We start from the raw sequence: 14,188 nt of genomic DNA on the forward strand, positions 1-14,188 counted from the left end.
AATACTCATTTACTCTATGTAAACTCCGCTTTTTCGACCGATTTTGCCTTAGCTACGCGCCCCGGTCTTGCCTTCGCTCGACGAATTTGTAAACACCCTCTGAGCCACCGGGCGATTGGCACGGGACATCGGCCACTGTGCGTTGACGCCACCGCCCGGCGCTTCGAGAATGCAGGCAGACGACGCTGTTGGGCCGGGAGGCCGCCATGAATATCGAGCAGTTGGACATCCGCGGCCATCTGGCACAGTTCGCGCCCTTCGACCATCTCTCGGACGATCTGCTCGACCGTATCGCCGGGTCGATCGAGATTCGCTACTTCCAGGCCGGTAGCGAGCTGCTCTCCAAGGATCAGCCGATCGACTCGCTGTGGTATATCCGCAGCGGCGCGGTGGAGATGTACCAGCGTAGCGGGCGGCTGTTCAACCGGCTGGGCGAGGGCGATATCTTCGGCTACTCGGATCTGCTGCATCAGCGCCGGGTACGTTATCCGGTACGGGCGATCGAGGACACCCTGATCTACTTCGTGCCGGCGGATATCTTCGACGAGATCTGCGAGGCGGATGACGACTTCTCCGAGTTCGTCGATACCGGTGGGCGGCTCAAGGTCACGGTGCAGCAGCAGCGCGACGACAGCGGTCTCATGACCACCCGCGTGCGCAAGCTGATCACGCGCCAGCCGCAGATGGTGGAGGCCGACACCACGCTGCAGGCAGCGGCTCAGCGCATGCGTGACGAGAACACCACCTGTGTGCTGGTGGTGGACCTCACCGAGTCGCAATCCCCCTATACCTTCGTCGGCCGCGACGGTCGCCACTGGAAGCTCAACGGCATCCTCACCGATCGTGATTTCTGCACCCGCGTGCTGGCCGAGGGCAAGTCGCCGCAGACTCCGGTGGGCGAGGTGATGTCGTCGCGGCCGATCGTGATCCAGTCCGACGAGTCGGTCTACGAGGCGATGCTGTGCATGCTGCGCAATCAGGTGCACCACCTGCCGGTGCTGCACCGCCGCCAGCCCATGGGCATCCTGCACCTCTCCGACATCGTCCGCCACGAGACCCACAGCAGCCTGTTCCTGGTCAACAATATCTTCGTCCAGAACACCCCGACCCAGCTCTCCCGGCTCTCCACCGAGGTGCGCAACGGCTTCGTGCGCATGGTCGCCGACGGCGCCAACTCCGAGATGATCAGCCGCGCCCTGGCGACCATCGGGCGCGGTTTCACCCAGCGCCTGCTGGAGCTCGCCGAGGCCGAGCTGGGGCCGCCGCCGGTGCCATACTGCTTCATGGTCCTGGGATCGATGGCGCGGGAAGAGCCGACCATCAACGCTGACCAGGACAACGCCCTGGTGCTCGACGACGCCTACGACCCCGAGCAGCACGGCGACTATTTCGAAGCGCTGGCCAAGTTCGTCTGTGACGGTCTCGCCGGCTGCGGCTACGCCTACTGCAAGGGCGACGTCATGGCCACCAATCCGCGCTGGCGCCAGCCGCTGGCGGTGTGGAAGCGCTATTTCGAGAAGTGGATGCGCGAGCCCAACCCGGAGCGTCTGCTGCACAGTTCGATCTTCTTCGACTTGGCGCCGGTCCACGGCGAAGCACCGATGGTCGAGGCGCTGCAGGACCTGATCGCCGAGCAGGCGCCGCGCAGCGAGCTGTTCCTCGCCGCGCTGGCGCGCAACGCCAAGAACCGCACGCCGCCACTGGGCTTCTTCCGCCAGTTCGTGATGGAGCAGGACGGCGAGCACCGCAAGTCGATCAACTTGAAGCGTCGCGGCACCGCGCCGCTGACCGATCTGGTGCGCGTACATGCGCTGGCCTGCGGCTCCAAGTCCCAGAACACCTTCGCCCGTCTCGACGATATCGCCGCTACCAAGCTGGTGGGGCAGGGGGTCGCTGAACGGCTGCGCTACGCCTTCGAGTTCCTGTCGATGGTGCGAATCCGTCACCAGGCCGAAGCGATCGAGCACGGGCAGGAGCCGGACAACAGCGTCGACCCCGAGCACGTGGGCAGTCGCGAGCGCCACCACCTCAAGGACGCCTTCGAAGCGATCAGCCACGCGCAGAAGTTTCTCTCCTTCCGCTATACCCTGCCCGGCAAGGGGGCATCGCGGAGCCAGGGTGCCGAGCGCGGCGAGACCGCATCGTGAGGCGGGTGCCCAAGGTGCGCCGGCGCCAGTTGGAAGCTTGGCCACGCTATCTTGCCGCGCGCGCCACAGAGGCCAAGGACACGCGCCTGGCAGGCTTTTTCGCCGGCGGTGGACTCGACCCCGAGATGCCGATCGGCGAGGCGCCGCTGGTGGCCATGGACTTCGAGACCACCGGGCTCGACGCCGGGCGTCACGATATCGTCAGTGTCGGCGTGGTGCCGTTCACCCTGGCGCGCATCCGGCCCGCCGAAGGGCGCTACTGGGTGCTGTCGCCACGACGGCGGCTGAGCGACGAGTCGGTGACCTTCCACCATATCACCCACGCCGAAGTGGAGAACGCGCCCGACTTCTCCGCCATCATCGACGAGCTGCTGGAGATGCTGCACGGGCGGCTGGTGGTGGTTCATTACCGTCAGCTCGAGCGCACCTTCCTCGATGCCGCGATCCGGGAACGCCTCGGCGAGGGGCTGCTGTTTCCGATGCTCGACACCATGTCGCTGGAGGCGCGCATCCACCGCCAGTCGTGGTGGGCGCGTCTGCGCCGCTGGGCTGGACGACCGGTGGCCTCGATCCGCCTGCACGAGAGCCGTCAGCGCTACAACCTGCCGGCGTATACCGGGCACCATGCGCTGATCGATTCGCTGGCCACGGCGGAGCTGCTGCAGGCGCAGATTCTCTATCACTACAGCTGGGAAACCCCGGTCGGCGCGCTCTGGCGCTGACGTGTGGTGTGCTGACAGCGGGGAGATGAGGCGATGTGCTGGCAGCGGGGAGAGCGCGTCAGGTGCGCTGAGGCGGTGGGTTCTTTCGCGGCTCTGGCACGGCAATCGGTACCAGAACGGCGAGTGCTAGAACGATAGACATCAGAACGATAGACATCAGAACGACAACGAGCGGCCCGTGGGCCGCTCGTTGCGTTTACAGCACTGGCTTCAGGTGCGCGGTTCGGAGCGCAGACCCTGGATGATGGCGTAGCACGCCGCCAGCAAGACGATGGTGAAGGGCAGGCCGGTGGTGATCACCGCCGCCTGTAGTGCGGTCAGACCGCCGCCCAGCAGCAGGGCGATGGCGATGGCGCCTTCGATCAGCGCCCAGAACACGCGCTGCGGCTTGGGTGCGTCGACCTTGCCGCCGGCGGTGATCGAGTCGATCACCAGCGACCCGGAGTCGGAGGAGGTGATGAAGAACACCATCACCAGCACGATACCCAGGAACGAGGTGATCGCGGTCAGCGGCAGTTGGCCCAGCATGGTGAAGAGCTGCAGCTCCAGCGCCGCATCCTTGACCCCCTGGAAACCATCGCCGACCAGCTGGTGGATAGCGGTGTCGCCGAAGGCGGTCATCCAGATCACCGAGACCAGCGTGGGCACCAGCAGTACCGCGATCAGGAACTCGCGCACGGTGCGGCCACGGCTGACGCGGGCGATGAACATGCCGACGAACGGCGACCAGGAGATCCACCAGGCCCAGTAGAAGGCGGTCCAGCCGTGGACGAAGTTGGTGTCTTCGCGGCCGAACGGATTGGACAGTGCCGGCAGATACTTCAGGTAGGAGATGATGTTCTCGACGAAGCCGGTGGCGAGCAGCAGGGTCGGGCCGACGAAGATCACGAACACCAGAAGGATGAAGGCCAGCGCCATGTTGATCTGCGACAGCCGCTGTACGCCCTTGTCCACGCCCAGCATGACCGAACCCAGTGCCACCAGGGTGATGCCGATGATCAGCAGGACCATGGTCACGTTGGTGTTGGGCACGTCGAACAGATAGTGCAGACCAGCGGCCGCCTGGGAGGCGCCCAGACCCAGCGAGGTGGCCAGGCCGAACAGCGTGGCGAAGACCGCCAGGATGTCGATGATGTGGCCCGGCCAGCCCCAGATGCGCTCACCCAGGATCGGGTAGAAGATCGAGCGCATGGTCAGCGGCAGCCCCTTGTTGAAGGAGAACAGCGCCAGCGACAGCGCGACCACCGCGTAGATGCCCCAGGGGTGCAGGCCCCAGTGGAAGATCGTCGCGGCCATGGCCAGCGACTGGGAGGCGGCGTCATTACCCGCGGCGCCGCCCAGCGGTGCCCAGGAGTCGCCGGCCAGCGAGGTGCCGAAGTGGGTGATCGGCTCGGAGACGCCGTAGAACATCAGGCCGATGCCCATGCCCGCGGCGAACAGCATCGCGAACCAGCCGGCATAGCTGAAGTCGGGCTTGGCGTGCATGCCGCCGATGCGCACCTTGCCCAGCGGGGTGAAGATCAGCCCCACCGAGACCAGCACGAAGACGTTGGCGGCGAACAGGAACAGCCAGCTCAGGTTGTCGGTGAGAAAGCTCCTTGCCCCGTTGAAGATCGGCCCCATCTGCTCTGGCAGCGCCAGGGTGATGATGACGAAGAACAGGATCAGCAGCGACGAGATCGAGAAGACCTTGCCGTGCAGGTCGACGTCGAAGCCGAATTTGTTGGTCCTGATGTTGTCCTGACCGATCACGTAATCGGTATCGATCAGATTGGAGGGTCCCTCGGGGGCCGGTACGCCTTCCTGCGGCGCGGCCGGCTGCTTGTTAGGATCTTCTTGAGCCACTAGCCGTCTCCCTAATGATTACCACATGACGGATCGGGCCACGCCTTCAGGGCGTGGCGAGATCGCGTCCCGTTATTGACTCGCTGGCGGTCGCGGCGATGCGCCATTGCGCCTCTAGTCTGGCGGATCGTCACGAACGTGCAAGTTTTGTAATTATCCTGAATCAAGTCGGTGCTTCCAACCGTCCCCGGCGCGCGCGCGACGTATCTGCCCGCGACGCCGGGCCGCACAGCGTCTATACCAAGGTCGCAGGGCGTGTGGAACGAGATCGCGATTGTCTGGATAGCGGCGCTCGCGCAGCCTGCTAGACCAAGGTCAGAGTGCAGTACGCACGCTATTCGACGTATATTGAAACGAACGTTTGAAACTGGCTGCATTCGACATTCGCCGCAGGAGAGGTCATGGCACACTATCGAGCCCCGTTGAACGATCTGCGTTTCGTGCGCGAAGAGGTCTTCGCCGCCGAGCGTGAATGGGCGGCGATGCCGGCGACAGCCGAGCTCAACGCCGAACTCGCCGACGCGGTGATGGAAGAGGCCGGAAGGCTGGTCAGCGCCGAGCTGTTGCCGCTCAATGCCAGCGGCGATGCCGAGGGGTGCCAGTTCGACGGTTCACGGGTGACCACCCCGGCGGGCTTCCGCGAGGCTTTCGCCGAGTTCGCCGCGGGCGGCTGGTGCGGGCTCGCCGGTGACCCGGCGCTGGGCGGTCAGGGCCTGCCCAAGCTGCTCACGCTGGCCTTCGACGAGATGCTCTATGCCAGCAACTCGAGCTTCGCGCTCTATCTGGCGCTCAACAACGGCGCCGCGCTGCTGCTCGATCAGTACGCCGACGCGGCGACCCGGGCGCGCTATCTGCCGCGGCTCTACGCCGGCGAATGGTTGGGCACGATGTGCTTGACCGAGCCCCACTGCGGTACCGATCTGGGTCTGATCAAGACCCGCGCGACGCCCAACGATGACGGCAGCTACGCCATCACCGGCAGCAAGATCTGGATCACCGGCGGCGAGCACGATCTCACCGACAACATCGTTCACCTGGTGCTGGCCAAGCTGCCCGACGCGCCGCCGGGCGCCAAGGGCATCTCGCTGTTTCTGGTGCCCAAGCGCGTGGTCGATGACGAGGGGCAGGTCGGCGAGGCCAACGGCGTGGTTTGCGGCGGTCTCGAACACAAGATGGGGATCAAGGCCAGCGCCACCTGCGTGATGCACTTCGAGGCGGCGCGGGGGGAGCTGATCGGCGAGCCGCACCAGGGTCTGGCGACGATGTTCACGATGATGAACTACGAGCGGCTGTCGATCGGCATGCAGGGTCTGGGCCTGGGCGAGATCGCCTATCAGAGCGCGATCGACTTCGCCCGCGAGCGCCTGCAGAGCCGTGCGCCCGGCGGCGCGGCGGCGCCGGACAAGCCCGCCGACCCGATCCTGGTACACCCGGACGTGCGCCGCATGGCGCTGGACGTGCGCGCCTGGAACGAGGGCGGACGGCTGTTCGCGGCCTTCGTTGCCCGCGAGCTCGACCGTGCCCGCTACCACCCGGAGGCCGAGACCCGCGCCGGTGCCGAGGAGATGGTCGCGCTGTTGACTCCGGTAGCCAAGGCCTTCCTGACCGATCGTGGTTTCGAAGCCACGGTCGAAGCGCAGCAGCTCTATGGGGGCAGCGGCTACTGCGTCGAGTGGGGCGCCGAGCAGTTCGTGCGCGATGCGCGTATCGCCATGATCTATGAAGGCACCAATGGAATTCAGGCGATGGACCTGGTCGGGCGCAAGCTGGTGCGTAACGGCGGCGCCTATGTCGAGCGTCTGCTGGGGCGCCTGCGCGCTGACCTGGAGGACGGCGCCGCCGATGACACGCGTCTGCGGCCCTTCCATGCCGCTGCCGAGGCTGCCACAACGCGGCTGGAACAGGCGACCCGTCAACTGCTCGATCGCGCGGCGCAGGATCCGGCCGAGGCCGGCGCGGCGGCCCACGACTATCTGCAGCTCACCGGTCTCAGCGTCTACGCCTGGATGTGGTGGAAGGCGGCTCGCGCGGCGGTGCGTGGGCTCGACCAGGGCGGTGCGCTGGGTGAGGCCGACTACCGCGACAAGCTGATCGTGGGGCAGCACTTCCTCGAGCGCCTGCTGCCGCGCAGCGAGACCCACGCACGCCAGCTCGAAGCAGGGGCGGCGGGGTTGATGGCCATGGATGAGCTGCGTTTCTGATGAACTGGCGCGCTGGCGCCAGCGAGTTTCGATCAGTGGTTTGCACGCTTTTGGGGCGCTCGTGATACGAGTGCCTTTTTTTGTCTCCATCATGGTGCATCTGGCGGCTCGTCTTGAGGGGGAGCCAACACACTGTCCTGCTTCAGGAATTCGTGTGACGAGCGGGAGTGGTCGAGCGCCATGAGGGGCTGGGCGGGCGGCTCGGGCGCGCGCTGAAGGTGCGTTTCGAGGCTATTTTTGTATACGAAAAATCCATGGAGGCAAAAAAGGGCACGGAAAATGCATGAGGGTAGGGGCAGGGTGCGCCGGCGGCGCCGGTCACCGAACCAGGGATCCTTCAGGAGCGTCTCATGACAACAACAGCCCTACGCAAACTGATCGCGACATCCGTGTTCACCACCACGCTGGCAGGTTTCTCGGCGCCGCTGCTGGCGGCCGACGATGGCCCGATCCGTGTCGGTATCCTCCACTCCCTTTCCGGCACCATGGCGATCAGCGAATCGACGCTGAAAGACGAGATGCTGATGCTGATCGATCAGCAGAACAAGGCCGGCGGGCTGCTCGGGCGCCAACTGGAGCCGGTGGTGATGGACCCGGCCTCCGACTGGTCGCGCTACGCCGAGCAGGCGCGCAGCATGCTCACCGGTGACAAGCGCGTCGATGTCATCTTCGGCAACTGGACCTCGGCCTCGCGCAAGGCGGTGCTGCCGGTGGTCGAGGAGCTCGACGGGCTGCTGTTCTACCCGGTGCAGTACGAGGGCCAGGAGTCCTCCGAGAACATCTTCTATACCGGCGCCGCGCCCAACCAGCAGGCGATCCCCGCGGTCGACTATCTGATGGGGCAGGGCGTCGAGCGCTGGGCGCTGCTGGGTACCGACTACGTCTATCCGCGCACCACCAACGAGATCCTCGAGGCCTACCTCAAGGACCATGGCGTCGCAGACGACGACATCATGGTCAACTACACCCCGTTTGGCTTCAGCGACTGGCAGTCGATCGTCTCCCGGGTCAAGGATTTCGGCAGTCAGGGCAAGAAGACCGCGGTGGTCTCGACCATCAATGGCGATGCCAACGTGCCGTTCTACAACGAACTCGCCAATCAGGGGATCAAGGCTTCGGACATCCCGGTCGTGGCGTTCTCGGTCGGCGAGCAGGAGCTGACCGGCATCGACACCGCGCCGCTGGTTGGCCATCTGGCCGCCTGGAACTACTTCATGAGCGTCGACAGCGACGCCAACTACGACTTCATCGACGCCTGGGTCGCCTATACCGGCAACAAGGACGCGGTGGTCAACGACCCCATGGAAGCTCATTACATCGGCTTCAACATGTGGCTCAAGGCGGTCGAGTCGGCCGGTACCACCGATGTCGACGCGGTCAAGGACGCGATCATCGGCGTGACCGTGCCCAACCTCTCCGGCGGTGCGGCGACGATGATGCCCAATCACCACATCACCAAGCCGGTGATGATCGGCGAGATCCAGGACGATGGTCAGTTCAGCGTGGTGTGGCAGACCCCGACCACGGTGGCCGGTGATGCCTGGTCCGACTACCTGCCGGCGTCGAAGAACCTGATCAGCGACTGGCGCGCGCCGCTGCGCTGCGGAAAGCTCGATGTCGAGCGCATGGTCTGCGAGGACGGTGCAGGGGCCAACTGATCGGAGGCGGTGCCGGGCCGCGGCCATGCCGCGGCGCTCACCGCCCGAGCACGTGCCCGCGCCGTCCACCGGATGGCGCGGGGCCAACGGTAACGCAGCATGAGCGTTCCATCATGATGATGAATTTCCACGCCGGAGGCCGCCAGTGCGCTCGCCGGATCTGCCACTCGCTGCTGCTCGGCCTGCTGCTGTGCGCGGCATTGGCTACCACGGCATCGGCGGCGGTCGGCGAGCCCCAGGCCAGAGCGCTGTTGCAAGCGCTCGATACGCGCAGTTTCGAGGCCAAGGGCGAGGCCGCCCAGGCGATCGCCGACAGCCAGGCGAGTCAGAAGACGCGCTGGCTGCAGGCGCTGCTCGATGGCCGTCTGGGCAAGGAGCGCCGCGGCGAGCAGTTCTATATCGTCACCGACGACAGCGGCCGTGAGTGGCCGCTGATCGATGCGATCACCTTTGCCGAGGCCGGCAGCGGCTCACGGCGCACGGTGGATATCTTCAAGATCAACAACGATCTGCGCACCCAGCTCCAGGGCATGATCGCCTCGCTCTCTCTCGCCGAGGGTGACGAGAGGTCTCGCCTGGCGGCGGCGGATCGGCTGATTGGTGATGTGAACGCCGACAATGTCGAGAGCGTGCGCGCGAGCCGCGAGCGGGAAGAGAGTGCGACGGTTCGCGACCGGCTCGATATCGCGCTGGCGCTCTACCGCGTGCAGCAGGGTGACGCTACCGCGCTCAAGACCCTGAAGGGCAATCTCGATACGCGTGTGCGCAATACGCTGACCACGGTCGCCGCGGGTGACGGTGAACTTGCCAGTCAGGCGCAGCAGGTGCTCGACGGCATCGAAAGCAAGCGTGCCTGGTACGACCGCGCGCAGACGCTGTTCTTCGGCTTGAGCGCGGGCTCGATCCTGGTGCTGGCGGCGATCGGTCTGGCGATCACCTTCGGCGTCATGGGGGTGATCAACATGGCCCATGGCGAGCTGATCATGCTCGGTGCCTATACCACCTGGCTTATCCAGCAGGCGCTGCCGGGCCAGCCGGGGCTGGCGCTGCTGCTGGCGATCCCCGGCGGCTTTCTGGTCGCCGGGGCGTTCGGCGTGCTGATCGAGCGGACGGTGATTCGCTTTCTCAAGGGTCGACCACTGGAAACGCTGCTGGCGACCTTCGGCCTGAGCCTGATCCTGCAGCAGCTGGTGCGCACGCTGTTCTCCCCGCTCAACCGGAGGGTGGCGTCGCCGGAGTGGCTGCAGGGCGCCTGGCAGATCAACGATGCGCTGTCGCTGACCCTGAATCGTCTCGGTGTGCTCGGCTTCTGCCTGCTGGTGTTCGCCGCGCTGTGGGCACTGATGCGCTATACCCGGCTCGGTCTGGAGGTGCGCGCAGTGACCCAGAACCGCGCCATGGCGCGGGCGATGGGCGTGCGCGCGGCGCGGGTCGACATGCTCACCTTCGGTCTCGGCGCCGGGGTCGCGGGGCTTGCCGGGGTGGCACTGTCACAGCTCACCAACGTGGGGCCGAACCTGGGCCAGGGCTATATCGTCGACTCCTTCCTGGTGGTGGTGTTCGGCGGCGTCGGCAATCTATGGGGCACCCTGGTCGCCGGCATGTCGCTGGGGGTGATCAATCAGGTGCTACAGCCGTGGGTCGGGGCGGTGCTGGCCAAGATCATCGTGCTGGTCGGGGTGATCCTGTTCATCCAGAAGCGCCCGCAGGGGATCTTCGCGCCCAAGGGGAGGGTGTCATGAGCCACGCAACCCTCGAGCCGAGGCGGGATCGCTCGCGCCAGGTGTTTCTCTCCCGTGCCACGCTGATCACCTCGGCGCTGCTGATCGTCGGCATGGCGCTGGTGCTGGTCCTGCATGCGCTACCCGCGGCCCATCCGTTGCATGTGAGCAGCGCCACGGTGGCGCTGCTGGGCAAGTACTTCACCTACATGCTGCTGGCGCTGGCGGTGGATCTGATCTGGGGCTATCTGGGCATCTTGAGCCTTGGCCACGGCGCCTTCTTCGCCCTTGGCGGCTATGCCATGGGGCTCTATCTCAATGCCCAAGGAACGGCACTGCCCGGCTGGCAAGGGCTGCTGGCGAGCTTCCCGCTGGCGGCGCTGGCGGTGGTGCTGGCGCCGGGATTATTGGCACTGGCGTTCGGCTGGCTCGCCTTCCGCTCGCGGGTGACCGGGGTCTACTTCTCGATCATCACCCAGGCGCTGACCTTTGCCCTGATGCTGGCATTCAACCGCAACGAGATGGGGATGGGCGGCAGCACCGGACTGACGCGCTTCAGCGAGCTGCTCGGTTTTCGGCTGGCCAGTGACGGCATGACCGTGGCGCTGTTCCTGGCCTCCGGCATTGCCGTACTGCTGGCGTTCTGGCTGTGTCGGGCGATCGTGGTCTCGCGGCTGGGGCGGGTTGCCGTGGCGACCCGTGACGCTGAGGCGCGGGTACGCTTTCTCGGCTATCGGGTCGAGCACGTCAAGCTGTCGCTGTTCGTGGTCTCGGCGATGCTCGCCGGGGTCGCCGGGGCGCTCTACGTGCCGCAGGTCGGCATCATCAACCCCAGCACCCTCGCGCCGCTGTTCTCGATCGAGGTGGTGGTGTGGGTGGCGCTGGGCGGGCGCGCGACGCTGTTCGGTGCGCTGCTCGGAGCGCTGGTGGTCAACTATCTCAAGACCGTGCTCACCGGCGCGATGCCAGACGCCTGGCTGTTCCTGCTCGGCGGACTGTTCGTGGTGGTGACCATGGCGCTGCCGCGGGGGATCGCCGGCGTGCTGGCATGGCGGCATCGGCAGGAGGGGGCGACATGAGCCAGAGCGTACGCACCCGGGTGCAGCAGCTGCGCGAGCTGTCGCGCCCCGACCGGGTGTTCGACTTCATGCTGCCGGCGCAGTCGCCGGTGGACGTCCGTCACGGGCCGATTCTTTACCTGGAAGATGTCAGCGTCAGCTTCGACGGTTTCCGCGCCATCGATCGGCTCAACCTCACGATCGATGACGGCGAGCTGCGCTGCATCATCGGCCCCAACGGCGCCGGCAAGACCACCATGATGGATATCATCACCGGCAAGACACGCCCGGACAGCGGCCAGGTGTGGTTCGGCAGCCGGCACAACCTGCTGACCCTGGACGAGCCGCGGATCGCTAATCTCGGCATCGGGCGCAAGTTCCAGAAGCCGACGGTGTTCGAGGCGCTCGACGTGAGCGAGAACCTGGAGCTGGCGATGGCGGGTGACCGCCGCGTGTGGCGGACCCTGCTGGCGCGTCTCGACGGTGCCGGCCAGGCGCGCATCGACGAGGTGCTGGAGACCATCGGGCTGAGCGGCGAGCGGCACCGGCTCGCCGGCGTGCTCTCTCACGGCCAGAAGCAGTGGCTGGAGATCGGCATGCTGCTGATGCAGCGCCCGCGTCTGCTGCTGGTGGACGAGCCGGTGGCCGGGATGACCGAGCCGGAGATGCAGCGTACCGCCGAGCTGTTGACGCGGCTGGCGGGGCAGCAGTCGGTGGTGGTGGTCGAGCACGATATGGGCTTCGTGCGCGAGATCGCACGCAAGGTCACGGTGCTGCACCAGGGCAGCGTGCTGGCCGAGGGCAGTCTGGACCAGGTGTCCAGTGACCCGCGGGTGGTGGAGGTCTATCTGGGCGGCGACGAGGAGACGAACGCATGCTGAGCGTGGACAACCTCGATCAGTACTACGGCGAGAGCCATATCCTGCGCGGTCTGTCGCTGACGGTGCCGGCCGGGCGCTGCACCTGCGTGATGGGGCGCAACGGGGTCGGCAAGACCACGCTGTTGAAGACCATCATGGGTGAGGTGAGTGCCCGCGCCGGCACCATCCACTTCGATGGTGAGCCGCTGCTGCCGCGGCGCGCCGAGGCGCGTGCCGGTCTGGGGATCGGCTATGTGCCCCAGGGTCGGCAGATCTTCGCCACGCTGACGGTGGAGGAGAACCTGCGTATCGGCCTGCCGGCGCGGCGCGATCGCCAGCGGCGCATTCCCGAGCGTATCTTTGAGCTGTTCCCGGTGCTGCGCGAGATGCGCTATCGTCGCGGAGGCGACCTCTCCGGCGGCCAGCAGCAGCAGCTGGCGATCGGGCGCGCGCTGGTGCTCGACCCGCGGCTGCTGATCCTCGACGAGCCGGGGGAGGGCATTCAGCCCAATATCGTGGCCCAGATCGGCGAGGTGATCCGGCGGCTCAACCGCGAGGCCGGGCTGACCGTGCTGCTGGTCGAGCAGAAACTGCCGTTCGCGCGCCGCTACGCCGACGGCTTCATGATCATGGATCGGGGCCAGGCCGTGGCCAGCGGTGACATCTCCGATCTCGACGACGACCTGATTCGGCGACATCTCACGGTATGAGCGCAGACCCCGCACCGCCAAGCCCACCGCCACCCGCGGACTCCGGCCACCGTTTCGACGCCGGGCGCCGCTGGGAGGCGCGGCTGGCGCTCGCCTTCGACCGCCGCGAGACCGCCCACGCCGGACGTACCCGTTTGACCCGGGCGCACCACAGCGGGCCGCTGCGGGTGCAGCGGCCGTTCTACCCCGAGCCGCTGCGGCCGGCGCTGGTCGAGCCCTGCCACGTCTATCTGCTGCACCCGCCGGGCGGGCTGGTCAGCGGTGATGCCCTGGCGGTGGAGATCGCGGTGGAGGCCGACGCCCACGCGCTGTTGACCACGCCGGCGGCGACCAAGCTCTACCGCGCCGACAGCCAGGGCGTGACCTGGCAGCAGCGCAATCACCTGCAGGTCGACGCCGGCGGGCTGCTCGAGTGGCTACCTCAGGAGACCATCGCCTTCGACGGCTCGCGCGGGGTGCAGAGCACCACGGTCGCGCTCACTGGCGATGCCCGCTGTCTGGGCTGGGAGGTGATGGCGCTGGGGCGCCCGGTGGGCGCGCAGCCGTTCGTCAGCGGTGCCATCGAGCAGCGCTTTCGGCTGACCCGCGACGGCCGCCCGCTGTGGCTCGAGCGCCAGCCGCTCGACCCACACCACGCGCGCTTCCAGGGACGCTGGGGACAGGGCGGGGCGAGCGTCCAGGCAACCCTGTGGGCGGCCGGACTGGCGGCCCCCGAGGTGGCGGTAGCGGCGCTGCGCGAGGCGCTGCCGGCGGCCCCGCAGTGGGCCGTCACCCAGCGTCTTGGCGTACTGCTGCTGCGCTATCTGGGCGATTCGCGCAATCAGGCCTGGGACTACTGCCAGGCTGCCTGGCACACGCTGCGCCCGCTGCTCGCCGCGCGCGAGGCGTGCGAGCCGCGCATCTGGCGCACCTGAGACAACGACCAAGGGCGCCCGGCGCCCGCAAGCCCAGGAGACGAGGCGATGGAACTGACCCCCGAGACAAAGACAAGCTGCTGCTGTTCTCCGCCGCCCAGTTGGCCGAGCGCCGCCGCGCGCGCGGGCTCAAGCTCAACTACCCGGAAGCGGTGGCGCTGATCAGCTTCGAGATTCTCGAAGGCGCCCGCGACGGGCGCAGCGTGGCCGAGCTGATGGGTTACGGCCGCGAGATCCTGACCCGCGACGACGTGATGGAGGGGGTCGCCGAGATGATCCCCGAGGTGCAGGTGGAGGCGACCTTTCCCGACGGCACCAAGCTGGTGACCGTGCATTCACCCATCGTATGAGG

The 14,188-nt window shown here is 66.8% G+C and carries 11 protein-coding genes; 10 read left to right on the top strand and 1 reads right to left on the bottom strand.

The window, feature by feature from the left end; genetic code table 11:
* Nucleotides 1–206 precede the first annotated feature (206 nt).
* Entirely contained in the window at nt 207–2,147 is a 1,941-nt protein-coding gene (locus QO259_RS05350; RefSeq protein ID WP_285952081.1) for a putative nucleotidyltransferase substrate binding domain-containing protein, read from the top strand.
* Nucleotides 2,144–2,869, top strand: coding sequence for a 3'-5' exonuclease (locus tag QO259_RS05355; RefSeq protein WP_502949131.1), 726 nt, complete (start codon nt 2,144–2,146; stop codon nt 2,867–2,869). The genes QO259_RS05350 and QO259_RS05355 overlap by 4 nt, the downstream gene beginning before the upstream one ends.
* Nucleotides 2,870–3,079: 210 nt before the next feature.
* Here QO259_RS05355 and QO259_RS05360 read toward each other — a convergent pair whose 3' ends face one another.
* Nucleotides 3,080–4,714 carry a BCCT family transporter gene (locus QO259_RS05360; RefSeq protein WP_207034803.1) on the bottom strand — a complete coding sequence of 545 codons (1,635 nt, stop codon included), beginning with the start codon at nt 4,712–4,714 and terminating at the stop codon, nt 3,080–3,082.
* 401 nt (nt 4,715–5,115) lie between these two features.
* Here QO259_RS05360 and QO259_RS05365 point away from each other — a divergent pair, with 401 nt between their 5' ends.
* The 8 genes from QO259_RS05365 (at nt 5,116) to QO259_RS05400 (ending at nt 14,186) form a co-directional block, all read left to right on the top strand.
* Nucleotides 5,116–6,915 carry an acyl-CoA dehydrogenase C-terminal domain-containing protein gene (locus tag QO259_RS05365; RefSeq protein ID WP_285952082.1) on the top strand — a complete coding sequence of 600 codons (1,800 nt, stop codon included), beginning with the start codon at nt 5,116–5,118 and terminating at the stop codon, nt 6,913–6,915.
* Between the two features lie 350 nt (nt 6,916–7,265).
* Nucleotides 7,266–8,573, top strand: a complete 1,308-nt coding sequence (gene urtA / locus QO259_RS05370; protein WP_233076692.1) for an urea ABC transporter substrate-binding protein — start codon at nt 7,266–7,268, stop codon at nt 8,571–8,573.
* 113 nt (nt 8,574–8,686) lie between these two features.
* Nucleotides 8,687–10,315, top strand: a complete 1,629-nt coding sequence (urtB, locus tag QO259_RS05375) for an urea ABC transporter permease subunit UrtB (RefSeq protein ID WP_285952083.1) — start codon at nt 8,687–8,689, stop codon at nt 10,313–10,315.
* On the top strand, nt 10,312–11,373 hold the full coding sequence (gene urtC, locus QO259_RS05380; RefSeq protein ID WP_285952084.1) for an urea ABC transporter permease subunit UrtC: 1,062 nt from the start codon (nt 10,312–10,314) through the stop codon (nt 11,371–11,373). The genes urtB and urtC overlap by 4 nt, the downstream gene beginning before the upstream one ends.
* Nucleotides 11,370–12,233 carry an urea ABC transporter ATP-binding protein UrtD gene (gene urtD, locus QO259_RS05385; protein ID WP_502949132.1) on the top strand — a complete coding sequence of 288 codons (864 nt, stop codon included), beginning with the start codon at nt 11,370–11,372 and terminating at the stop codon, nt 12,231–12,233. The genes urtC and urtD overlap by 4 nt, the downstream gene beginning before the upstream one ends.
* Nucleotides 12,227–12,922 carry an urea ABC transporter ATP-binding subunit UrtE gene (gene urtE, locus QO259_RS05390; protein ID WP_285952085.1) on the top strand — a complete coding sequence of 232 codons (696 nt, stop codon included), beginning with the start codon at nt 12,227–12,229 and terminating at the stop codon, nt 12,920–12,922. The genes urtD and urtE overlap by 7 nt, the downstream gene beginning before the upstream one ends.
* Complete coding sequence (locus QO259_RS05395) at nt 12,919–13,836, top strand: urease accessory protein UreD (RefSeq protein ID WP_285952086.1); 918 nt, start codon at nt 12,919–12,921, stop codon at nt 13,834–13,836. Before urtE ends, QO259_RS05395 begins: the two co-directional genes overlap by 4 nt.
* Nucleotides 13,809–14,186, top strand: a complete 378-nt coding sequence (locus QO259_RS05400) for an urease subunit gamma (protein ID WP_285952087.1) — start codon at nt 13,809–13,811, stop codon at nt 14,184–14,186. Before QO259_RS05395 ends, QO259_RS05400 begins: the two co-directional genes overlap by 28 nt.
* The last annotated feature ends 2 nt before the right edge of the window (nt 14,187–14,188 follow it).

It is taken from the genome of Salinicola sp. JS01, from assembly GCF_030284585.1.
In the GTDB taxonomy this organism is placed as follows: Bacteria; Pseudomonadota; Gammaproteobacteria; order Pseudomonadales; family Halomonadaceae; genus Salinicola.

What these genes read in the sequence shown, in the direction of transcription:
- QO259_RS05350 (WP_285952081.1), top strand. Translation starts at nt 207, where the DNA reads ATGAATATCGAGCAGTTGGACATCCGCGGCCATCTGGCACAGTTCGCG.
- QO259_RS05365 (WP_285952082.1), top strand. Translation starts at nt 5,116, where the DNA reads ATGGCACACTATCGAGCCCCGTTGAACGATCTGCGTTTCGTGCGCGAA.
- urtA (WP_233076692.1), top strand. Translation starts at nt 7,266, where the DNA reads ATGACAACAACAGCCCTACGCAAACTGATCGCGACATCCGTGTTCACC.
- urtB (WP_285952083.1), top strand. Translation starts at nt 8,687, where the DNA reads ATGATGATGAATTTCCACGCCGGAGGCCGCCAGTGCGCTCGCCGGATC.
- urtC (WP_285952084.1), top strand. Translation starts at nt 10,312, where the DNA reads ATGAGCCACGCAACCCTCGAGCCGAGGCGGGATCGCTCGCGCCAGGTG.
- urtD (WP_502949132.1), top strand. Translation starts at nt 11,370, where the DNA reads ATGAGCCAGAGCGTACGCACCCGGGTGCAGCAGCTGCGCGAGCTGTCG.
- urtE (WP_285952085.1), top strand. Translation starts at nt 12,227, where the DNA reads ATGCTGAGCGTGGACAACCTCGATCAGTACTACGGCGAGAGCCATATC.
- QO259_RS05395 (WP_285952086.1), top strand. Translation starts at nt 12,919, where the DNA reads ATGAGCGCAGACCCCGCACCGCCAAGCCCACCGCCACCCGCGGACTCC.